The organism is Pseudomonas sp. KUIN-1, assembly GCF_009176725.1.
Lineage (GTDB): Bacteria > Pseudomonadota > Gammaproteobacteria > Pseudomonadales > Pseudomonadaceae > Aquipseudomonas > Aquipseudomonas fragariae.
Window position 1 is genome coordinate 687,907 of the sequence record NZ_AP020337.1, and the last position, 21,308, is coordinate 709,214.

The window sequence follows — 21,308 nt, forward strand, 5'->3', positions numbered from 1 at the left end:
CATGCCCGACCTGCTTGACCACTACCCGCTGTCCGAGGGTACCTACCACGAAATGCTCGACGCCTACGGAGCCGTTCGCCCGCACTGGCGTCGTCTGTACGAGCACATGCGGCGCAGCAGTGCAGCGCAACTGATCCAGCGTCAGGCCCTGCTGACCCGGCAGATTCAGGAAAACGGTGTCACCTACAACGTGTATGCCGACCCCAAGGGCGCGGATCGCCCGTGGGAGCTGGACCTGTTGCCGCACATCATTGCAGCGGATGAATGGCAGCACGTGGCGGCAGGGATTGCCCAGCGTGCGCGGCTGCTCAATGCAGTGCTCGCCGACCTTTACGGCCCGCAGACGCTGATCGCCAATGGCCTGTTGCCCGCCGAACTGGTGTTTGGCCACAACAACTTTCTCTGGCCGTGCCAAGGCGTGAAGCCTCCGGAAGGCACGTTCCTGCACATGTACGCCGTTGATCTGGCGCGTACCCCGGACGGGCGCTGGTGGGTGACTGCCGACCGTACCCAGGCGCCTTCGGGTGCCGGTTATGCGCTGGAAAACCGCCAGAGCGTCGCGCGCGCCTTGCCGGAAACCTACCGCGACCTGCAAGTCCGGCACCTGTCGGGTTTCTTCGATGCGCTGCAGCAGACCCTGGCCCGTCAGGCGCCGACCAGCAACGAAGCCCCCCTGATCGTTCTGCTGACGCCGGGCCGTTTCAACGAAAGCTACTTCGAACACTTGTACCTGGCGCGGCAACTGGGCTATCCGCTGGTCGAGGGGGGCGATCTGACGGTGCGCGATGCCACGGTCTACCTGAAGACCCTCAGCGGCTTGCGTCGGGTTCACGCCATCATGCGCCGGCTGGACGATGACTTCTGCGATCCCCTGGAATTGCGTACCGATTCTGCGCTGGGTGTGCCGGGGCTGCTTGAGGCGGTGCGTCAGGGCAATGTACTGGTCGCTAACGCGTTGGGCAGTGGTGTGCTGGAGTCGCCCGGGCTATTGGGCTTTTTGCCGAAAATCAGCCAGTACCTGTTCGGCGAGGATCTGATCCTGCCCTCGGTGGCGACCTGGTGGTGCGGAGAGCCGCCGGTGCTGGCTCAGGCGCTGGAAAAACTGCCGGATCTGTTGATCAAACCGGCGTTCCCCTCGCAGCACTTCGCGCCGGTGTTCGGCCGTGATCTGAATGAGGAGCAACGCCTCGCACTTGCCCAGCGCATGCAGTCGCGGCCCTATGCCTATGTCGCTCAGGAACTGGCGCAGTTGTCCCATGCTCCGGTGCTGCAGGCCGATGGCACCGGTTTGCAGCCGCGCGCCATCGGCATGCGTGTGTATGCCGTGGCCAGCCTCGACGGCTATCGCGTGCTGCCGGGCGGCCTGACCCGAGTGGCCGCCGAAGCCGATGCCGACGTGGTTTCGATGCAGCGTGGCGGGGCGAGCAAGGACACCTGGGTGCTGGGCGAGCGCTCGCACCTCGGCGAGCCGTGGAAAGGCCAGCGTAAGCTGGGTGTCTACGACCTGATCCGTCGCGATCCTTATCTGCCGTCACGGGTGGTGGAAAACCTGTTCTGGTTCGGCCGTTACTGCGAGCGCTGCGACGACAGTGCGCGCCTGCTGCGCATCATGCTGACGCGCTACGTCGACGATGATGACCCTCTCGCGCTGCAAGCTGCCGTCGCGCTGGCCGAGAGTCTGGGCATGCTGCCCGAGGCGCAGGAGGGCGAAGAACTGAAGGATCGCCTGCTTGTCGCGCTGCTGGGGGACGAGTGGCCGTTCAGCCTGCGCGCCAATTTGCAGCGTCTGCAATGGGCGGCCTCGCAAGTGCGTGGCAAGTTATCCAAGGAAAACTGGCAGGCGCTGGTCGAGTTGCAGCGCGAGGCCTTGAGCCTGGAAAGCGAAGAGCCGGATTTCGGCGAACTGCTGGATTTTCTCAACCGTCTGGTGATGTCGCTGGCGGCCCTGTCCGGCTTCGCCATGGATGACATGACCCGCGACGAGGGCTGGAGCTTCCTGATGATCGGGCGACGGATCGAGCGCCTGAAGTTTCTCAGCACCAGTCTCTCGGCGTTTTTGCGCGGGCTGGTGGTTTTCGAGCGGGCCGGTCTGGAGTGGTTGCTGGAGCTGGGCAACAGCAGCATCACCTATCGCTCGCGCTACATGGCGGTGCCGCATCTGATTCCGGTACTGGACCTGTTGCTGCTCGACGAGCAGAACCCGCATGCGGTGCTGTTTCAGCTCAAGCTGGTGCAGCGCTCGTTGCGCCGCCTGAACGACGAGTTCGATGCGCCACGCGACAGTAGCCTGGCGGTGCTGGCCCAGCGTCTTGCCGCGTTCGACCTGGGCAGCCTGGAGAATCCCTTGTTTGGCCAGAGCAGTATCGATGCCGTGCTCGACGGGCTGGCGGACTTGCTGCAAAGCATTGGCGACAGCAGTGGCCTGGCATCCGATCGCCTGGCGTTGCGCCACTTTGCCCACGTCGATGATGTCAGCCAACGCACGGTGTCTGTCTGATGAGCGCTTTCTACCAGATTTTCCATGACACGCATTACAAGTACGACAGCCCGGTCTCGCTGGCCCAGCAACTGGCGCACCTGTGGCCGCGCAGCAGTCCCTGGCAGCGTTGCACCGAGCAGGCGCTGGAGATTCTTCCGGAGCCCACCACGCGTCGTGATGAGCTGGATGTGTTCGGCAACCCGCTGACCCGTCTGGCCTTCGAGCGTCCGCACGATGAGTTGCAGGTCAATGCGCGGTTGCGTATCGAGGTCATGGAGAAGCCGTTTCTGGATTTCAATCTGTCGCCGGAATGGGAAGTGACCCGCAGTGCGCTGACGTACAGCGCCAAGCCGATGACCGAGGACATTCTGGAGGCCTGCCGCTATCGCTTCGAATCCCCCTACGTTCACCTGAAGCGCTCGTTCGTCGAGTTCTCGCAGGTCTGTTTCCCGCCGGGCCGCCCGTTATTGCTGTGCGTACAGGCGTTGATGGAAAAGATTTTCGAGGAGTTCACCTTCGATGAAGAAGCCACTCAGGTCGCCACGCCGCTGGTGGAAGTGCTGGAGCGGCGGCGCGGCGTGTGTCAGGACTTCGCCCATTTGATGCTGGCGTGTCTGCGCTCCCGTGGCCTGGCGGCGCGCTATGTGAGCGGCTATCTGCTCACCCAGCCGCCACCGGGGCAGCCGCGGCTGATCGGTGCCGATGCCTCGCACGCCTGGGTCTCGGTATTCTGTCCGGCCTCGGGCTGGGTCGACTTCGACCCCACCAACAACGTGCAGCCTGCGCTGGAGCACATCAGCCTGGCCTGGGGACGCGATTTCTCCGATGTCTCACCGTTGCGTGGCGTGATTCTGGGCGGCGGCACGCATGATCCGGAGGTGCGGGTCACGGTGATGCCGGTCAGCGGCTAATTACCGGGTCCCGTGAATCGTTCTTCAAAAGGACGCTCTGTCACGAGCGTCCGAGAGACGATTTGACGCACGTCCTTGGAACCCCGGCGCTGATCGGGCACTCTCTTCTTACATCAGTTTTACGTTAATCAAGTCCTGCCCTGGAGATTCAAATGATTCGCAAGCTTGTAGCGATTTCGCTGTTGTCATTGGCCAGTGGTCAATTGCTGGCTGCCGAGTGCTCGGTCACAGTCGATTCGACCGATCAAATGATGTACGACACCAAAGCCATTGAGATCGACAAGAGCTGCAAGGAATTCACCGTCAACCTGACTCACTCCGGCAGCCTGCCGAAGAATGTCATGGGCCATAACTGGGTGCTGGGCAAAAAAGCCGACACCCAGGCAGTCGTCACTGACGGCATGGCCGCGGGCATCGACAAGGACTATTTGAAGCCGGACGACAGCCGCGTCATCGCCCACACCAAAGTCATCGGCGCTGGCGAAAAGGACTCGGTGACGTTTGACGTGTCGAAGCTCGACGCTGCCCAGGAATACCAGTTCTTCTGCACCTTCCCCGGGCACATCAGCATGATGAAAGGCGCTGTGACGCTGAAGTAACGGCAGGTCTCCGGAGCGTCTGAGAGTATCGTTCCTCACGCTCCGCGTGGGAATGCCGTTCGTGACGCTCTGCGTCACAGATCTGAGCCGCTGCGCACATTCAGGATCGGACGCGGAGCGTCCAGAACTGCATGCCGACGCAGAGCGTCGGCACGATAGCCAGCAATGAGCGTCACAAATCCGTGCCGCGCACTCACTCACGGCGCGTAAGGCAGCTCGCGCTTGTGCTGGGTCTTGGCGTAGGTTTCGCAAATGATCCGGAACGCTTCCTCGCGTACCGGCTCGCCGTGCAGGAAGGCGTCGATCTCGGCGTAGGTCACGCCGTGCGAAGCTTCGTCCGGTTTGCCGGGTGACAGGTCTTCCAGGTCCGCAGTCGGCACTTTCTCGACCAGTGATTCAGGTGCGCCGAAATGGCGGGCGATGGCGCGTACCTGGTTTTTCACCAGGCCGCTCAACGGTGCCAGGTCGCATGCGCCGTCGCCGAACTTGGTGAAGAAGCCCATCACCGCTTCGGCCGCGTGATCGGTGCCGATCACAAGGCCATGGTAAGCGCCGGCGACGGTGTACTGCGCGACCATGCGCATGCGCGCCTTGGTGTTGCCGAGCACGAAATCCACCGAGGTCGCTGGAAGCCCGTCGAAGGCCTTCACCTCGGCTGCCAGGGCCTTGACGCTGCTGCCGATGTTGATGGTATGGCGCTCGTCCGGCTCGATGAAGTCGACAGAGGCCTGGGCTTCGTGCTCATCGGCCTGCACCACATAAGGCAGGCGCACAGCGATGAAGCGGTAGGCGTTGTCACCCGTGCTTTCACGCAGTTCCTTGACCGCGCGTTGGGCGAGCAGGCCGGCCGTCAGCGAGTCGACCCCGCCGCTGATGCCGAGCACCAGGGTCTTGAGCCGTGCGTTCTGCAGGCACTCCTTGATGAAGTTGACGCGGCGGGCGACCTCGGCCTGCAGCGCGTTCTGGTCCGCGAAAGGTGGCTGGACCTTGAGCTGTTCAGCAATCTGGCGCTGTACGGCGTGCATGATTCACTCCTCGTAGATAGGACAATTCAAGCGGGTTTTTCCGGGCTCGGCAAATCCGGCACCTTGAACACATGCCGCAGGTAAGCGACAAAGTTCGGGTCCTTGCACTGCGTCTTGCCGGGCTCATCAGAGATCTTCGCCACGGCCTGACCGGCGCACGCCGTCATTTTCAATACCATGTTCATCGGCGCAATGCCGGGGATGTCGGCCGTCAGGTTGGTGCCGATCCCGAAGCTGACATTGATGCGTCCGCGCAACGCGCGAAAGATATCGAGCGCCTTGGGCAGGTTCAGCCCATCGGAAAACACCAGGGTCTTGCTCATCGGGTCGATACCGAGCTTCTGGTAATGCGAGATGCATTTTTCGGCCCACTTCACCGGGTCGCCCGAATCATGGCGCAAACCGTCGAACAGCTTGGCGAAGTACAGATCGAAGTCGTTCAGGAAGGCATCGGTGGTGATGCAGTCGGTCAGCGCGATCCCCAGCAGGCCGCGATATTCACGGACCCAGCAATCGAGCGCGGCAATCTGACTGTCGATCAGACGCGGTCCCAGCTGCTGATGGGCCATGATCCATTCGTGGGCCATGGTGCCCAAGGGCTTGAGGTCAAGCTGGCGGGCCAGATGCACATTGCTGGTGCCGACGAACTGGCCTGGAAAGTCGTTTTTCAGGACGCCGAGCATTTCTTCCTGCACGCGGTAGGAGAACCGCCGGCGCGTGCCGAAGTCCGCCACTTTCAGCTCGGCCAGTTCATCCGTCGTGGCATGCGTGGTCAGCCATTCGAACTTGTCATACAGACGATCCCGCGCCTGGCTGAGCAGGGTGTCCGGGTAGCGATGCCGGTTGCGCACTTCGCTGACGATGGCCAGCAGCGGCACTTCGAACAGGATGACGTGCAGCCACGGCCCGTGCAGGCGAATGCACAGTTCGTCATTCTCGATGGTGGTTTTCACGTAGCGGGTATTGAAGCGGAACAGCCCGAGAAAGCGCAGAAAATCCGGTTTGATGAAGGTGATGCGTTCCAGAAAAGCCAGGTGTTCGGGGCTTAGCGACAGCTCGCACAACAGCTCGATCTGGTGCTTGATTTCATCCAGATAGGGGCGAAGGTCCTCCCCGTTGCGGCAACGGAATTCCCACTCGACGTCCACGTTCGGGTAGTTGTGCAGGACGGCCTGCATCATGGTCAGCTTGTAGAAATCGGTATCGAGCAGGCTTTGCACGATGCGATTGGAAAAGGCGCTCTCGCTCATTGAATCAGGCTCTCCAGAGCAGCCGGATAAAGTGGGGCGCGTGACTTCCTGTCTGTCACCATGGAAGGCTCACGGCCGGATGGGTGTGCATTGTCGCCCTTAAGCGGGGGGTTGATCCAACTGTTCCAGCATCCACTGTAGAAAAACCCGGATTTTGGGCACGTCGGCGGTGTGTTCCGGATAGGACAGGTAGTAGGCGCTGTTAGTGCTGGGCAATGCGTAATCCCAGGCAATCACCAGTTTGCCCTCGGCCAGTTCCTCCTCGACCAGAAAGCGTGGCAGCAGCGCAACGCCGCAGCCGACCTGGGCTGCGCGGATGCACATATAGAAAGTTTCAAAGCGTGGCCCGTGATAGCTGTGGTCGGTGTGATAGCCCTGGCTTTCGAACCATTCATGCCACGCTTCGGGGCGGAAGGCATTCTGCAGCAGGACCAGCTCGCTCAGTTGAGTCGGGTCGGCGAGAGGCTCGTCCGGCAGGCTTTCGGGGGCGCACACAGGCACCAGTTCCTCACCGAACAGCTTCACGCTTTCTGCGCCGGGCATGGCCGCCTGGCCGAAATAGAACGACACGTCACAGCGGCCCTTGATCAGGTCATCGGATTCCTGTTCGTTGATAAGGTCCAGGTGAATGTGCGGGTGACGCAAGCGCCAGCCCTTGAGGCGCGGCACCAGCCAGCGCGCGCCGAATGTCGACGGTGTGGAGACGCGCAACACCTCGGTTTCTCCGCCGTAGGAGCGCAGGAAGTGGGTAGACATCTCGATCTGGGTCAGGATCTTGCGCACTTCAGCCAGGTACAGCGCCCCGGCTGGCGTCAGTTGCAGACGGCGGCGCACGCGCTGAAACAGCAGGTGCTGAACCAGCTCTTCGAGTTGTGCGACCTGCTTGCTGACGGCGCTCTGGGTCAGGTTGAGTTCTTCTGCCGCGCGCGTGAAGCTCAGGTGCCGGGTCACTGCCTCAAAGCATTGCAATGCGGCTATCGAGGGCAGGTGACGTTTGTTCAGCATGATGACTTCTCTGTCTGCGGCGCGCGGGGGCTGGCGTAAGCGTTATGAATAATCGGAATGATATCTCGCTTAAAGGTCGTTTGTCGGGTGTACGCGGGGAGGTTATTACTGGCGTCGCGTGACGCGCGCTCCAGAATCGAACGATGGCTGCGGCAGGTCTCGTTTAATCCGCTAGCCTCAAATGGTGCGTCTCGTAGCGTTCGCGCACCGGGCGTGTGCAATTCGGTGACGTGTGCTGTTACACGTGGGTTGCCCATCATGGCATGCGCTGGTTGCTACTCGTGTGCGCATGGGTTGCTCTTTTTTCGGCCTGGGTTGCACCTTGCGCGCCCGAAGTGCCCACGGTGCCCTGTTGCGCGATGTTGAATGATGGAACGACACGAAAAACACGACATCGCCCTCAACCAAAAAGCGATGGCACGCGCCTTGCTCTGAGCAACTCTGTATCTGTTCGATCATGAAAGTGCCAACTAAAAAAATACCCTCAGGAGCACCACTTATGTCGCATACGTTTTACAGGAAAGGTTTTCTGGCAATCGCAGTGGCTACTGCATTGGGCGTGTCTTCGTTTGCACAGGCGGACGTGAAAATCGGCGTAGCGGGCCCAATGACCGGCGCGAACGCGTCGTTTGGTCAGCAGTACATGAAGGGCGCGCAGGCAGCAGCCGACGCGATCAATGCGGCAGGTGGTGTGAACGGGGAAAAAATCGTCTTGGTTAAAGGCGATGACGCCTGTGAGCCAAAGCAGGCCGTTGCGGTTGCAAACCGTCTTGTGGATCAGGAAAAAGTGATTGGTGTGGTCGGGCACTTCTGCTCGTCGTCGACCATTCCCGCCTCGGATATCTACAACGATGCAGGCGTGATTGCCATTACTCCGGGCTCGACCAACCCGACGGTGACAGAGCGTGGCTTCAAAGAAATGTTCCGCATGTGCGGTCGTGATGACCAGCAAGGTGTGGTCGCCGGTGATTATATCGTTGACGTGCTCAAGGGTAAGAAAATTGCCGTTATCCACGACAAGGACACCTATGGCCAGGGCCTTGCCGATGCAACCCGCAAGCAGCTGGACAAGCGCGGCATCAAGAAAGAAGAAATTCTCTACGAGGGTCTGACTCGTGGTGAAAAAGACTTCAGTGCGCTGGTGACCAAGATTCGTTCGTTTGGCGCCGACGTTGTGTACTTCGGCGGCCTGCACCCGGAAGCCGGTCCACTGGTTCGTCAGATGCGCGAGCAAGGCCTCAAGGACGTCAGGTTCATGTCCGATGACGGCATCGTCACTGACGAGCTGGTTACCACCGCTGGCGGTCCGCAATACGTAGACGGCGTGTACATGACCTTTGGCGCAGACCCGCGGGTGTTGCCGGAAAGCAAGGCTGTCGTGGACCAGTTCCGCAAAACCGGTTACGAGCCTGAAGGCTACACACTCTACGCTTACGCTTCGCTGCAGACGCTGGCTGCCGGTTTCAATGGCGCCAAATCCAACAAGGGCGAAGAGGCTGCCAAGTGGCTCAAGGCCAACTCCGTCAAGACCGTTATGGGTGATAAAGCCTGGGATGCCAAAGGTGACCTGAAAGTCTCCGACTATGTGGTTTACCAGTGGGACGCCACCGGCAAATACAAGCAACTCGAAAAACAGAAGTGAGATAAACCTCGTGTCAGTTCTGCCCGGCAGAGGCTGACCGGGTGATGGGCTCGCCCATGAGCGGGCCTGCATCTCTTTTGTTGTTTTCGGACCTGCCGATCGCGCCTCACGAGGGGGCGATCAGTGGGGTGCTGAGCTGCCCTTCAGTGTGTGAGCGTGCGTGATGGATGGAATCTTCCTGCAACAAATGGTCAACGGACTCACCCTCGGGTCTGTTTATGGCCTTATCGCCATCGGCTACACGATGGTCTACGGCATCATCGGCATGATCAACTTCGCCCATGGCGACGTGTACATGATTTCCGCCTACCTGGCCGCTATCGGCCTCGCGGTTCTGTCTTTCTTCGGCGTGGAATCCTTTCCATTCCTGATTCTCGGTACGCTGATCTTCACCATTGTGGTCACTGGCGTTTACGGCTTCGTCATCGAGCGTGTGGCGTACAAGCCACTGCGTAACTCGACCCGCTTGGCACCGCTGATCAGCGCCATCGGCATTTCCCTGATCCTGCAGAATTACGCACAGATCAGCCAGGGTGCGCGCCAGCAAGGCGTGCCTACACTGCTCGAAGGTGCGTGGCGCTTTGAAGTCGGCAGCGGCTTCGTGCAGATCACCTACACCAAGATCTTCATCCTCATTGCCGCCTTCGTCGGCATGGGCGTGCTGACCTACATCATCAAGTACACCAAGCTGGGCCGCATGTGCCGCGCCACACATCAGGACCGCAAGATGGCGTCGATCCTCGGCATCAACACCGACCGTGTCATCTCCTACGTGTTCATCATTGGTGCTGCCATGGCGGCACTGGCCGGTGTGCTGATCACCATGAATTACGGCACGTTCGACTTCTATGCCGGCTTCATCATCGGCATCAAGGCGTTTACTGCCGCCGTGCTGGGCGGGATCGGCTCGTTGCCGGGTGCCATGCTGGGCGGCTTGATCCTGGGGGTTGCCGAGTCGCAGTTCTCCGGTCTGATCAACTCCGATTACAAAGACGTGTTCAGTTTCGGCCTGCTGGTGCTGATCCTGATTTTCCGTCCCCAAGGCCTGCTGGGTCGCCCACTCGTGGCGAAGGTATAAGTATGTCCGCTCCTGTTGCTGTTCCTGTTTCCAAACCTGTCGAAATCAAGAAGAGTCTGATCGATGCCGTGGTTGCCGGGTTGCTGGCGCTGATCGTGTTCGGCCCCATCGTCGGGATCGTGCTCGATGGCTACAGCTTCAACCTGCAGCCGACCCGCGTGGCCTGGCTGGTGGGCGTGGTCGTGATCGGTCGCTTTCTGATCAGTCTGTTTCTGCAAACACCCAGAGGCCTGCGTGTTTCCCAGAGCTTCGAAAGCTCCGACTCCGGCGTGCATGTGCTCAAACCGGATCATCGATCGAGCCTGTACTGGATCATTCCGCTGCTGATCGTGATTGCCATCGTGTTCCCGATCTTCGCCAACAAGTACATTCTGACCGTAGTCATCCTCGGTCTGATCTACGTGCTGCTGGGCCTGGGGCTGAACATCGTGGTCGGTCTGGCGGGGCTGCTCGACCTTGGCTACGTGGCGTTTTACGCCATCGGTGCTTATGGTCTGGCGCTGGGCTATCAGTATCTGGGCCTGGGCTTCTGGTCGGCCTTGCCGCTGGCGGCGATCGCGGCGGCGCTGGCCGGGTGCATTCTCGGCTTCCCGGTGTTGCGCATGCATGGCGACTATCTGGCCATCGTGACGCTAGGGTTCGGCGAGATCATTCGCCTTGTGTTGAATAACTGGCTGTCGTTCACCGGCGGCCCGAACGGTGTGCCGGTGCCGGCGCCCACCTTCCTCGGGCTGGAGTTTGGCCGACGCGCCAAGGACGGCGGGGTGCCGATCCATGAATATTTCGGCTTCGATTACAACCCGGACCTGAAATTCATCTTCATCTACACCGTGCTGTTCCTGGTCGTGCTGGCGGTGCTGTTCATCAAGCATCGCCTGACCCGCATGCCGATCGGGCGTGCCTGGGAAGCCTTGCGCGAGGACGAGATCGCCTGTCGTTCGATGGGCCTCAATCATGTGCTGGTCAAGCTGTCGGCGTTCACCATCGGTGCGTCGACCGCAGGCCTTGCCGGAGTGTTTTTCGCCAGCTATCAGGGCTTCGTCAACCCGACCTCATTCACCTTTTTCGAGTCGGCGCTGATTCTGGCGATCGTGGTGCTGGGCGGCATGGGCTCGACCGTCGGTGTGGTGATCGCCGCGTTCGTGCTGACCGTTGCGCCTGAACTGCTGCGCAGCTTCTCCGAATACCGCGTGCTGCTGTTCGGGATTCTGATGGTGCTGATGATGATCTGGCGACCACGCGGCCTGATTCGCATCAGCCGCACCGGGGTAAAACCGCGCAAGGGCGCGCTGGTGACAGAGAGGGCTGCGCGATGAGCACTGAAGTGATTCTCTCCGTCGAGCACCTGATGATGCACTTTGGCGGCATCAAGGCCCTCAGCGACGTCAGCCTCAAGGTCCGGCGCAATTCGATTTTCGCCCTGATCGGCCCCAACGGTGCGGGCAAGACCACGGTCTTCAACTGCCTGACCGGTTTCTACAAGGCCACTGGCGGACGCATCGAACTGCACACTCGTGGCAAGACCACCAATGTGATCAAGCTATTGGGCGAGCCGTTCCAGGCGACCGACTTCGTGTCGCCGAAAAGCTTCCTCAGCCGGGTGTACTACAAGATGTTCGGCGGCACCCATCTGGTCAACAGGGCAGGGCTGGCGCGCACGTTCCAGAACATTCGCCTGTTCAAGGAAATGTCGGTCGTCGAAAACCTGCTGGTCGCCCAGCACATGTGGGTCAACCGCAGCCTGATCAGCGGGATCCTGAATACCAGGGGCTATCGCAAGGCCGAAGAGGATGCGCTGAACACCGCGTTCTACTGGCTGGAGGTGGTCGATCTGGTGGACTGCGCCAACCGTCTGGCTGGCGAGTTGTCCTACGGGCAGCAGCGCCGTCTGGAGATTGCGCGAGCCATGTGCACGCGGCCGCAGGTGATCTGCCTGGATGAGCCGGCTGCCGGTCTCAACCCGCAGGAAACCGAGGCACTCAGCGGCATGATCCGCCTGCTGCGTGACGAGCACGACATGACCATTGTGCTGATCGAGCACGACATGGGCATGGTCATGGGGATTTCCGACGATATTGTGGTGCTCGACCATGGCAACGTGATTGCGATGGGCGGGCCGGAACAGATCCGTAATGATCCGAAGGTGATCGCTGCGTATCTGGGCGCTGATGAAGAGGAGCTGGTATGAGCAAGCCGATCCTCGAACTGAAAGAGATCGATGTGTTTTACGGGCCGATTCAGGCCCTGAAGAAAGTCTCGCTGCACATCAATGAGGGTGAAACGGTGAGCCTGATCGGCTCCAACGGCGCGGGCAAGTCCACGCTGCTGATGTCGATCTTCGGTCAGCCGCGCGCGGCCAGCGGGCAGATCATCTATCAGGGCACCGACATCACCCAGAAGTCCTCGCATTACATCGCCTCCAACGGCATTGCGCAGTCGCCGGAGGGACGGCGGGTCTTTCCCGACATGTCGGTCGAAGAAAACCTGATGATGGGCACCATTCCGATTGGCGACAAGCATTCGGCCGAAGACATGCAGCGCATGTTCGAGCTGTTCCCCAGGCTCAAGGAGCGCCGCAATCAGCGCGCCATGACCATGTCCGGAGGCGAGCAGCAAATGCTCGCCATCGCCCGTGCGCTGATGAGTCGTCCGAAATTGCTGCTGCTCGATGAGCCAAGCCTGGGTCTGGCCCCGATCATCGTCAAACAGATCTTCTCGACCCTGCGTGAACTGGCAGCCACGGGCATGACGATATTTCTGGTCGAGCAGAACGCCAACCATGCGCTCAAGCTGTCCGACCGGGCCTATGTCATGGTCAATGGCGAGATTCGCCTGTCCGGCACGGGGCGGGAATTGCTGGTAAATGAAGAGGTAAGGAACGCTTATCTGGGCGGGCACTGAGTTCGTCAAAACCCTGCCGTTTTCGTCGCGCGCCCCGGATGCTCAAACATCCGGGGCGCGGTCGTCTGCAATTGTGGAAAACAATTTTGGCGCGTCTGATAAGTGCGACATAAAACCGCTGCAAAGGGTTGTTTTGTCACCGTTTTGACTTGTTCAGGTTTACTGTGGAACCGGCTGTTAATAACTTGGGAGTATTTACCTGCAGCCCTTTATGCATAAGGCCTGCAGAAGAATGATCAAATTTCGTACAGAGGTTTTCGGCCGACGTGACGGGGCATTTGTCAACAGCATCCGGGCTGGTCGTTCATACAGGCTTTACAGGCGAGCAGCCTGTGGATAAGTCTGTTAACAAGCCTTGGAAAGACTGCCCCGGACGTTATGGGGTCTGGGCTACAGGCCATCACTGTTTTCTGACGCTTGGCGACCCCTTGGCGGTCTCGGGCAAAGTCAAGGAAAAAACTTCGCCTGATACGCTGCAGGCCCCGAAACACGTGATGTTCAGCGGACCTGACTTGCCCCCAGAGATTGTGGGTCTGACTGTGGATAAGGTGGGCAAAAGTGCCTGTGAGGCCCGTAGCGCATGGCCCGCTCCGGATTGGTTGTTTTTTGTACAAATACACTCGGTTGTTGCATCGATGTCCCGCTGACGGGCATTCTGCTGCCCTTGCCAGAAACTTATTAACAGGCAGCGCTGTTTTTGCGCCATGTCAGGAGAATGAAATGACTTCCACTGTATTCATCACGGGCGCCACTTCCGGTTTTGGCGAGGCGTGTGCCCGTCGTTTCGCCGAGGCGGGCTGGTCGCTGGTGCTGACCGGTCGACGCAAGGACCGCCTGGATACCTTGAGCGCCGAGCTGTCGAAGCAGACCAAGGTGCATACGCTGGTGCTGGATGTACGTGACCGCAAGGCGATGGAGAGCGCCATCGCAGGTTTGCCTGAAGAGTTCGGCAGCATTCGCGGGCTGATCAACAATGCCGGTCTGGCGCTGGGAATCGATCCTGCGCCCAAGTGCGATCTGGATGACTGGGACACCATGATCGACACCAACGTCAAAGGTCTGGTGTACACCACGCGTCTGCTGCTGCCGCGTCTGATCGCGCACGGTCGCGGCGCGAGCATCGTCAACCTGGGTTCGGTCGCCGGTAACTACCCGTATCCGGGCGGCAACGTCTACGGTGGCACCAAGGCCTTTGTCGGGCAGTTCTCGCTGAACCTGCGCAACGACCTGATCGGCACCGGCGTGCGCGTCACCAACCTTGAGCCGGGGCTGTGCGAGAGCGAGTTTTCGCTGGTGCGTTTCGGCGGTGATCAGGCCAAGTACGACGCCACCTACGCAGGTGCCGAGCCGATTCAGCCTCAGGACATCGCCGACACCATCTTCTGGATCATGAACACACCCGCGCACGTCAACATCAACAGCCTGGAACTGATGCCTGTCAGCCAGACCTGGGCCGGCTTTGCGATTGATCGCAACCGCGGTTGATTGATTGCTGATCGGGCCGCGCAGCTGCGGCCCGATCAGCTGTCTGCGGGTGTTGGCGGCGGGAATGCACTGACGAAGCGATTTTCGACGAAATCTGCCAGGCCGATGTAGCAGGTCGCCAGGTGGTAGGGCGTGGTCGACGGCATGTCGCTGCGGCTGACCCTGCCATCGGGCTCGACGCACTCGTTCCAGCCCCTGGCATGCAGAAAGCGCTGCTCGAAGGCCGACAACTGCTGGGTCAAGGCCGCTTCGCAGTCCGGGCGCAGGGCCATGGCCCGCAGGTATTCCGCCTGGGCCCAGATACGCTGGGTGGCATCGCGTACCGTACCATCGAGCGCCAGCATCGCCGTCACAGCGCCGCTGTGTGGATCGACGCCCTGCGCCTGAGCGTAGGCGAACGCGCGGGTCATGGATTCATGCAGCTCGCGCCCGTGCAGTTCCGGCGACGATTGCAGCAGAAAGAACCATTCGAACTGATGCCCTGGCTCGTACCAGTTATCCACAGCGCCCAGAGGCTTCTCCAGCATCACGCCGGTTGCGGTATCGACGAAACGGCGCTGCATGTGGATAACCAGTGCGTCCAGTGCCGCCTGCGTGGCAGGGTCGGCACGCACCGACAGGGCAGCCAGAAACGCCTCTGCCAGATGCATCAAGGGGTTTTGCAACGGTCCGGTACCCAATACCGACCAGTCCTCAGCGAGCTGCGCCTCGTACAGCCCGTCGTCGTCGGCAAAGCGTTCTGCCACAACGTTGAGCGCTGCGTTGAGCACCGACTCTGCCAGCGGGTCCTGCACGTTCGCCCAGTAATGGGCGCAGGCAAAGATAATGAAGGCGTGGGTGTAGAGGTCCTTGCGGCGATCCAGCGGCTTGCCTTGTGGATCAATGCTGTAGAACCAGCCGCCATGCTCGGCATCGTGGAAGTGCTGTTGCAGGGAACGGAACAATTCACCGGCCCGCGCCCGTGCATCCGGCACTTGCGCGTGATCGATGAGGCTGGAAAACAGAAACAGCTGACGCGCACAGGCCATGGCGCGATAGCGTTGCGGCGGTAACGGTTGATCACTGGCGTCGAGTGCTTCGTAGGGCAATGCCAGTTGTGCGTTCCAGCCAGGCCCCTGCCACAGCGGAACGACGACCTGCATGAAGTGCTGCTGCAGGGCGGCGAACAGCGAGGTCAATTCAGGCGTGGAGGCGGAGCGGGTCACATGAGGCATCGGCTGGCATCGCGGCAGTGTCGAGGTGCGCAGCATGTTATCAGGATTGCTGCACGAGGGCGGGTGATGATCGTTCCTCACGCCAGGCGCGTGAGGAAGCTCTGGCAGTCAGCCAATCAGCGCCAGTCGCTCATTGATCGCGGCTTCGATCCCTTGGGCATCCAGGCCGCACTCGGTGAGCATCTGCGCAGGCTTGGCATGCTCGACGTAGACATCCGGCAGGCCCAGGTGCAATACCGACTTGAGGATATTGGCGCGTGCCAGAAACTCGCTGACCGCAGCACCGGCACCGCCCATGACGGCGTTTTCTTCCAGTGTGACCAGCAACTCGTGATTGGCGGCAGCTTCGCTGACCAGGGCTTCGTCCAGTGGTTTGACGAAACGCATGTCGATCACCGTTGCGTCGAGCTTCTCGGCCACCACCAGCGCTTCGGCCAGTTGCACGCCGAACGCCAGTATCGCAACGCCCTGGCCCTGACGCCGCACAACGCCCTTGCCGATCTCGAGCGGTTCAAGATCGGCCTCGATCACCGCGTTAGGGCCGGTGCCGCGTGGGTAGCGCACTGCTGCAGGGCCGGTATGCAGATAACCGGTGCTGAGCAACTTGCGCAGTTCGTTTTCATCGCTCGGCGTCATCACCAGCATGCCGGGGATGCAGCGCAGGTAGGAGAGGTCGAAGCTGCCTGCGTGAGTCGGGCCGTCTTCGCCCACCAGTCCGGCGCGGTCGATGGCGAACAGCACGTCGAGGTTCTGTACCGCGACGTCGTGTATCAGCTGATCGTAGCCACGCTGCAGGAAGGTCGAATAGATCGCCACGACCGGCTTGCTGCCTTCGCACGCCATGCCGGCCGCCAGGGTCACTGCGTGTTGTTCGGCGATGGCCACGTCGAAGTAACGCTCGGGGAAGCGTTCGCTGAACGCGACCAGATCCGAACCTTCCTTCATTGCAGGCGTGATGCCGACCAACCGTGCGTCAGCGTCGGCCATGTCACAGATCCACTGGCCGAACACGCCGGAGTATTTCGGTGCGCTGATCTTTTTCTGCGCGGCAGGCGCATTCAGCGGCTCGAGCTTGGTAATGGCGTGATAGCCGATCGGATCGACTTCAGCCGGTGCAAACCCCTTGCCCTTCTTGGTCACCACATGCAGAAACTGCGGGCCCTTCAGGTCACGCATGTTGCGCAGGGTGGCGATCAGGGTCGGCAGGTCGTGGCCGTCGATAGGGCCGATGTAGTTCCAGCCCAGCTCTTCGAAAAGCGTGCCCGGGACCAGCATGCCTTTGGCGTACTCTTCGGTGCGCCGCGCGATTTCCCATGCTCCGGGCAGGCGCGAAAGCACCTTTTTGCTGCCTTCACGCATGCTGCTGTAGGTGCGGCTGGAAAGAATCTTGGCCAGGTAGTTCGACAGCCCGCCGACATTGCGCGAGATCGACATGTCGTTGTCGTTGAGAATGACCAGCATGTCGGCGGCCACTTCCGGCGCGTGGTTCAGCGCTTCGAAGGCCATACCGGCAGTCAGCGCACCGTCGCCGATCACGGCAATCGATTTGCGCTCGCTGCCCTGCAGGCGCGAGGCAATCGCCATGCCCAGCGCGGCGCTGATCGAGGTGCTGGAGTGTCCGACACCAAAGGTGTCGTACTCGCTTTCACTGCGACGCGGAAAGGCGGCAACCCCTTCCTTCTGGCGCAGGGTGGACATGCGCGCACGACGGCCGGTGAGGATCTTGTGCGGATAGGCTTGATGACCCACGTCCCACACCAGACGGTCGTCCGGGGTGTCGAAAACGTAATGCAGCGCGATGGTCAGCTCGATGACCCCGAGGCCGGCACCAAAATGCCCTCCGGTCTGGCCAACGGAATACAGCAATTCCAGGCGCAGTTCATCGGCCAGGGTTTCCAGCTCGGCTTCGCCCAGACGGCGCAGGCCGTGCGGGGTATCGGCTCGGTCGAGCAACGGCGTGACCGGGCGCTCGCGGGGGATCTCTTTGAACGTCGTGGGCATCAGGCGAATCGTTATAAGTAAAAGAGGCGGCAGTTTACCTTATGCATCGTACGCTGCCCATGAAGTGAGTCGGCGGATGATCTGCCGACTGACATGTGTAATGACTGAGACCACGATGAAGCGTGGTTGATTCAGCGGATTTTCCGGTCCGGTGACAGTGATCAGTGGCGACGTTCGACGATGTAGCGTGCCAGCTGGCGCAACGGCTCTGCGGCAGCATCGAACGGGCTCAGCGCCAGAAGCGCCTGATCACGCAGTTCCAGTGCGTAGTGTTTGGCCGCTTCCAGGCCCAGCAGCGCCGGGTAGGTCGGCTTGTCGCGAGCGATGTCGGCGCCCTGGCGCTTGCCGAGGGTCGCGGTATCGCTTTCGACATCGAGAATGTCGTCCTGAACCTGAAAAGCCAGGCCGATTGCACGCGCGTAGACCTGCAGAGCATCGAGGCGCGGCTGATCGGCGTGACCGCTGGCCAGTGCGCCAAGCCGGACGCTGGCTTCGATCAATGCGCCGGTCTTGTGGCGATGCATGTATTCCAGCGCGGCCTGATCGAGCTTCAGCCCCACTGAACCCAGATCGATAGCCTGACCACCCACCATGCCCGCCGGTCCGGCCGCAGTCGCGAGGGCCGTGACCATCTGCAGACGCGTCTCGGCATCGCGTGACGTCAGGTGTGGCGCGAGCAGGGCCGTGAAAGCCAGGCTCTGCAGGCCGTCACCGGCGAGGATCGCGCAGGCTTCATCGAAGGCCTTGTGTGTGGTCGGCTGGCCGCGACGCAGGTCGTCGTCGTCCATTGCCGGCAAATCGTCATGTACCAGCGAATAGGCATGAATCAGTTCAACGGCACAGGCGGCGCCGTTGGCATCCTCGGCTACACCGCCCAGTGCTTCGCAGGCGGCATACGCAAGCAGCGGGCGCACGCGCTTGCCGCCGTTCATCACGCTGTAGCGCATGGCTTCATAGAGACGTTCGAGCTCAGGGCCCGGAGCCTTGAACAGCCCGTCGAGTGCTGCGTTGACGCGAGTCTGGCTTTGCGCTTGATAGCTCGCGATCATTCGGGGAGTTCCGCATCGTCGAACGGCTCTTCGCTCAGCTCGCCATCGCGCTCCAGCAGCACCTGAACCTTCTGCTCGGCCTGGGTGAGGGCGCTCTGGCAGTCGCGGGTCAGGCGTACACCTTGCTCGAAGGCGGTCAGGGAGTCTTCCAGCGACAACTCGCCATTCTCCAGCCGCTCTACCAGCGCTTGCAGATCAGCGAGTGACTGTTCGAAATCCAGTGCAGCTTTCTTGCGGGCCATGAGGGCATTTCCGGTAGAGGTTAAACCGCGCGACACTAGCAGAGCGATGGCGTCTGGGCAAATTGCGGCGACGGAGCCGCGCTCTTCAAGCGGCTGCCGGGGTCACTCTGCCGCGAATCCGTTGCGCAGGTCTGCGATCAGGTCTTCCGGGCTTTCCAGGCCGACCTGCAGCCGCAGCATCGGCCCTGCACCGCGCTCGGGACCGTGTTGTTCCACTTCCGTGATCAGGCTTTCAAAACCACCCCAGGAATAGCCGATGCCGAACAGTTCCAACGCGCCGGTAAAGCGATCCAGCACTTGCCGGTCAGCGGTGTTGAATTCGAAACTGAGCAAGCCGTTGCAGCCATGGAAATCGCGCTTCCAGATGGCGTGGCCCGGATCGTCCGGCAAAGCGGGATAGAGCACGCGGGCAACCTGAGGCTGGGCCTGCAGCCATTGTGCGATCTGCAGCGCATGGCGCTCATGCATGGCCATGCGCGCCGCCAGGCTGCGGGCACCACGCAGCACCAGATAGGCATCGTCGGGGCTGACGGTATTGCCCACGGCGGTGTTCATGGTTTTCAGGGTATGCCAATGCGCTTCGGTGGTGCTGACGCTGCCCATCATGACGTCGGAATGGCCGGCCACGTACTTGGTCAGGGCCATCAGCGAAATGTCCGCGCCCAGCGCCAGCGGCTTGTACAGCACCCCCGAGCCCCAGGAGTTATCCACAGCCAGCAGCAGATTCCTTGCTTTGCACAGCTGCGACAGAGCGGGCAGGTCACACATGTCGAATGTCAGCGAGCCGGGCACCTCGGCATAGATCATCCGGGTGTTGGCCTTGATCAGCGATTCCACGTTACTGCCGTCGGCCGCGTAGAAGTCGAACTGGATGTCGAAGGCGGTCAGCATGGTTTTCGCCAGCCGTCGAACAGGGCCATAGACCGATTCGGTGATCAGGACATGATCGCCTGGGCGCAGAAACGATTGAAACATCTGTGCCACTGCGGCCAGCCCGGTCGGGTACAGGCAGGTGCCGTGTGCGCCTTCGAGCTCGGAGATCAGGTCCTGCAAGGCAAACGCAGTCGGGTTGCCGTTGGCGCCGTAAGTCAACGAGCGCTCCGGCCCCGTGGTGCGAATTTCCGCCTGCCGCAAGCTTTCCAGACTGTCGAACAGCACCGTACTGAGGCGCACGACGGGTGGGTTGACCGCAATCCCGGGCCCGCTGCCGGCGCTGCGGCCGCGTTGCGACAGGGCGGTGTGGGCACGAGGGTCTTTGTCTTGCGGCATTAGAGGCTCCGGGTGGAAAAGGCTTGCAGGCTGCGGCTCAGGTACCCGCAAGCGTAATGCATCGTGCGCCTGGCAGGTATCACTGATCGTTCAACACAGCGCTCGCGTAGAACTCATGCAGTTTCGCTTGCAGTAACTGTCTGTCCGGCAGGCGGGTCTGGTACTCGGCAATCAACGCGGGTGAAAGCGAGCGGTTCAGAGCGTACTCGACGACTTCGTCGTTTTTGCTGGCGCAGAGTAAGACGCCAATGGCCGGGTTTTCATGGGGTTTGCGTTCATTGCGGTCCAGCGCTTCCAGGTAGAAGTCCAGTTTGCCGAGGTATTCGGGCTCAAAGCGGCCGACCTTGAGTTCAATGGCAACGAGGCAATTGAGGCCTCGATGGAAAAACAGCAGATCCAGAGCAAAGTCCTGGCTGCCGACCTGCAACGCGTACTCGGAGCCGACAAAACAGAAATCGCGGCCTAGCTCGATCAGAAAGTCCCTCAGGCGTTTCAACAAGCCGCCATGCAGGTCCGCTTCGGCGTGCCCCGGTGGCAGCTCCAGAAACTCCACCATATAGGCATCACGGAATATATCCAGTGCGGCCGGCCGGGTTTCCTTGAGCATCGCCGAGGCTTTGGCTGGCTGGGTGACAGTGCGCTCGAATAGAGCGTTCTTGAATTGGCGTTCAAGTTCGCGTTTTGACCACCTTTCCTGAGTTGCCATTTTCAAGTAGAACTCGCGTTCTTCAGGACGCTTGCTCTGGCTGAAAATGATCAGGTTATGTGACCAGGATAATTGTCGCGCCAGTGGCGCGACTTTCTCTTCTGCACGGTAAATCTCATAGAATTGACGCATGCGAAAGAGGTTGCTGCGCGTAAAACCACGCAGCCCTGGCTGGGTGGTGGCCAGATGCTCGGCAAGCTGGGTGACCACCGCGTCACCCCATTCAGCGTTTTCAAGCTTGCGACTGATGTAGGCGCCGACTTGCCAGTAAAGCTCGATCAATTGGGTGTTCACCGCCTGTGCGGCCTGCTGTCGAGCGCTCCGTATCATGGCGAGCACTTCATCAAAGCGATCATGTACAGGCGTATGCGGTGTGTTGGGAGTACTCATACTGAAAGTACTCCACTGCGTGGCAACCTGATGGGCGATTGCAAGCGAAAGTCTGGAAGAAC

At 60.7% G+C, this 21,308-nt stretch carries 18 protein-coding genes; 9 read left to right on the top strand and 9 right to left on the bottom strand.

All coding sequences use genetic code 11. The features are described from left to right. Position 1: 1 nt before the first annotated feature. The 3 genes from KUIN1_RS03215 to azu all read left to right on the top strand — a co-directional run bounded on the left by KUIN1_RS03215 (position 2) and on the right by azu (position 3,989). Positions 2-2,497 carry a circularly permuted type 2 ATP-grasp protein gene (locus tag KUIN1_RS03215; protein WP_058822297.1) on the top strand — a complete coding sequence of 832 codons (2,496 nt, stop codon included), beginning with the start codon at positions 2-4 and terminating at the stop codon, positions 2,495-2,497. Beyond that, the gene (locus KUIN1_RS03220) at positions 2,497-3,390 is read left to right on the top strand and encodes a transglutaminase family protein (RefSeq protein WP_004407851.1); all 894 of its coding nucleotides are present in this window, start codon (positions 2,497-2,499) and stop codon (positions 3,388-3,390) included. The genes KUIN1_RS03215 and KUIN1_RS03220 overlap by 1 nt, the downstream gene beginning before the upstream one ends. Before the next feature lie 152 nt (positions 3,391-3,542). Continuing rightward, entirely contained in the window at positions 3,543-3,989 is a 447-nt protein-coding gene (azu, locus tag KUIN1_RS03225; RefSeq protein ID WP_024660069.1) for an azurin, read from the top strand. Between the two features lie 197 nt (positions 3,990-4,186). On the opposite strand, the gene nadE is transcribed toward azu, so the two are convergent. The 3 genes from nadE to KUIN1_RS03245 all read right to left on the bottom strand — a co-directional run bounded on the left by nadE (position 4,187) and on the right by KUIN1_RS03245 (position 7,269). After that, the gene (gene nadE, locus KUIN1_RS03235; protein WP_003317217.1) at positions 4,187-5,014 is read right to left on the bottom strand and encodes an ammonia-dependent NAD(+) synthetase; all 828 of its coding nucleotides are present in this window, start codon (positions 5,012-5,014) and stop codon (positions 4,187-4,189) included. A 26-nt stretch (positions 5,015-5,040) separates the two neighbouring features. Continuing rightward, positions 5,041-6,264, bottom strand: a complete 1,224-nt coding sequence (pncB, locus tag KUIN1_RS03240) for a nicotinate phosphoribosyltransferase (protein ID WP_010427809.1) — start codon at positions 6,262-6,264, stop codon at positions 5,041-5,043. 99 nt (positions 6,265-6,363) lie between these two features. Continuing rightward, positions 6,364-7,269: a LysR substrate-binding domain-containing protein gene (locus KUIN1_RS03245; RefSeq protein WP_004407856.1), complete on the bottom strand. Its 906-nt coding sequence runs from the start codon at positions 7,267-7,269 to the stop codon at positions 6,364-6,366. 499 nt (positions 7,270-7,768) lie between these two features. Here KUIN1_RS03245 and KUIN1_RS03250 point away from each other — a divergent pair, with 499 nt between their 5' ends. From KUIN1_RS03250 to KUIN1_RS03280, 6 genes are all read left to right on the top strand, one after another. Then, a complete protein-coding gene (locus KUIN1_RS03250; RefSeq protein ID WP_057450408.1) occupies positions 7,769-8,911 on the top strand; it encodes an ABC transporter substrate-binding protein in 1,143 nt (380 codons plus the stop codon). A 163-nt stretch (positions 8,912-9,074) separates the two neighbouring features. Continuing rightward, positions 9,075-9,989, top strand: a complete 915-nt coding sequence (locus KUIN1_RS03255; protein WP_152091824.1) for an ABC transporter permease subunit — start codon at positions 9,075-9,077, stop codon at positions 9,987-9,989. Positions 9,990-9,991: 2 nt separating this feature from the next. Then, positions 9,992-11,305: a high-affinity branched-chain amino acid ABC transporter permease LivM gene (gene livM / locus KUIN1_RS03260; RefSeq protein WP_152091825.1), complete on the top strand. Its 1,314-nt coding sequence runs from the start codon at positions 9,992-9,994 to the stop codon at positions 11,303-11,305. Continuing rightward, complete coding sequence (locus tag KUIN1_RS03265) at positions 11,302-12,177, top strand: ABC transporter ATP-binding protein (RefSeq protein ID WP_003431920.1); 876 nt, start codon at positions 11,302-11,304, stop codon at positions 12,175-12,177. The genes livM and KUIN1_RS03265 overlap by 4 nt, the downstream gene beginning before the upstream one ends. Beyond that, positions 12,174-12,890, top strand: coding sequence for an ABC transporter ATP-binding protein (locus KUIN1_RS03270; protein WP_100072776.1), 717 nt, complete (start codon positions 12,174-12,176; stop codon positions 12,888-12,890). Before KUIN1_RS03265 ends, KUIN1_RS03270 begins: the two co-directional genes overlap by 4 nt. A gap of 720 nt (positions 12,891-13,610) precedes the next feature. Then, positions 13,611-14,375, top strand: a complete 765-nt coding sequence (locus KUIN1_RS03280) for an SDR family oxidoreductase (RefSeq protein WP_024638287.1) — start codon at positions 13,611-13,613, stop codon at positions 14,373-14,375. A gap of 35 nt (positions 14,376-14,410) precedes the next feature. On the opposite strand, the gene KUIN1_RS03285 is transcribed toward KUIN1_RS03280, so the two are convergent. The 6 genes from KUIN1_RS03285 to KUIN1_RS03310 all read right to left on the bottom strand — a co-directional run bounded on the left by KUIN1_RS03285 (position 14,411) and on the right by KUIN1_RS03310 (position 21,246). Continuing rightward, positions 14,411-15,625 (bottom strand): AGE family epimerase/isomerase, encoded by a 1,215-nt coding sequence (locus KUIN1_RS03285; protein ID WP_024638286.1) that lies wholly within the window; start codon positions 15,623-15,625, stop codon positions 14,411-14,413. A gap of 72 nt (positions 15,626-15,697) precedes the next feature. Then, on the bottom strand, positions 15,698-17,590 hold the full coding sequence (dxs, locus tag KUIN1_RS03290) for a 1-deoxy-D-xylulose-5-phosphate synthase (RefSeq protein ID WP_024638285.1): 1,893 nt from the start codon (positions 17,588-17,590) through the stop codon (positions 15,698-15,700). A 161-nt stretch (positions 17,591-17,751) separates the two neighbouring features. After that, entirely contained in the window at positions 17,752-18,639 is an 888-nt protein-coding gene (locus tag KUIN1_RS03295; RefSeq protein ID WP_024640883.1) for a polyprenyl synthetase family protein, read from the bottom strand. Next, positions 18,636-18,881, bottom strand: coding sequence for an exodeoxyribonuclease VII small subunit (locus KUIN1_RS03300; RefSeq protein WP_002551852.1), 246 nt, complete (start codon positions 18,879-18,881; stop codon positions 18,636-18,638). Before KUIN1_RS03300 ends, KUIN1_RS03295 begins: the two co-directional genes overlap by 4 nt. A gap of 102 nt (positions 18,882-18,983) precedes the next feature. Continuing rightward, on the bottom strand, positions 18,984-20,150 hold the full coding sequence (metC, locus tag KUIN1_RS03305) for a cystathionine beta-lyase (protein ID WP_058398828.1): 1,167 nt from the start codon (positions 20,148-20,150) through the stop codon (positions 18,984-18,986). A 79-nt stretch (positions 20,151-20,229) separates the two neighbouring features. Next, positions 20,230-21,246 (bottom strand): PDDEXK nuclease domain-containing protein, encoded by a 1,017-nt coding sequence (locus KUIN1_RS03310; protein ID WP_024650739.1) that lies wholly within the window; start codon positions 21,244-21,246, stop codon positions 20,230-20,232. Positions 21,247-21,308: the final 62 nt, after the last annotated feature.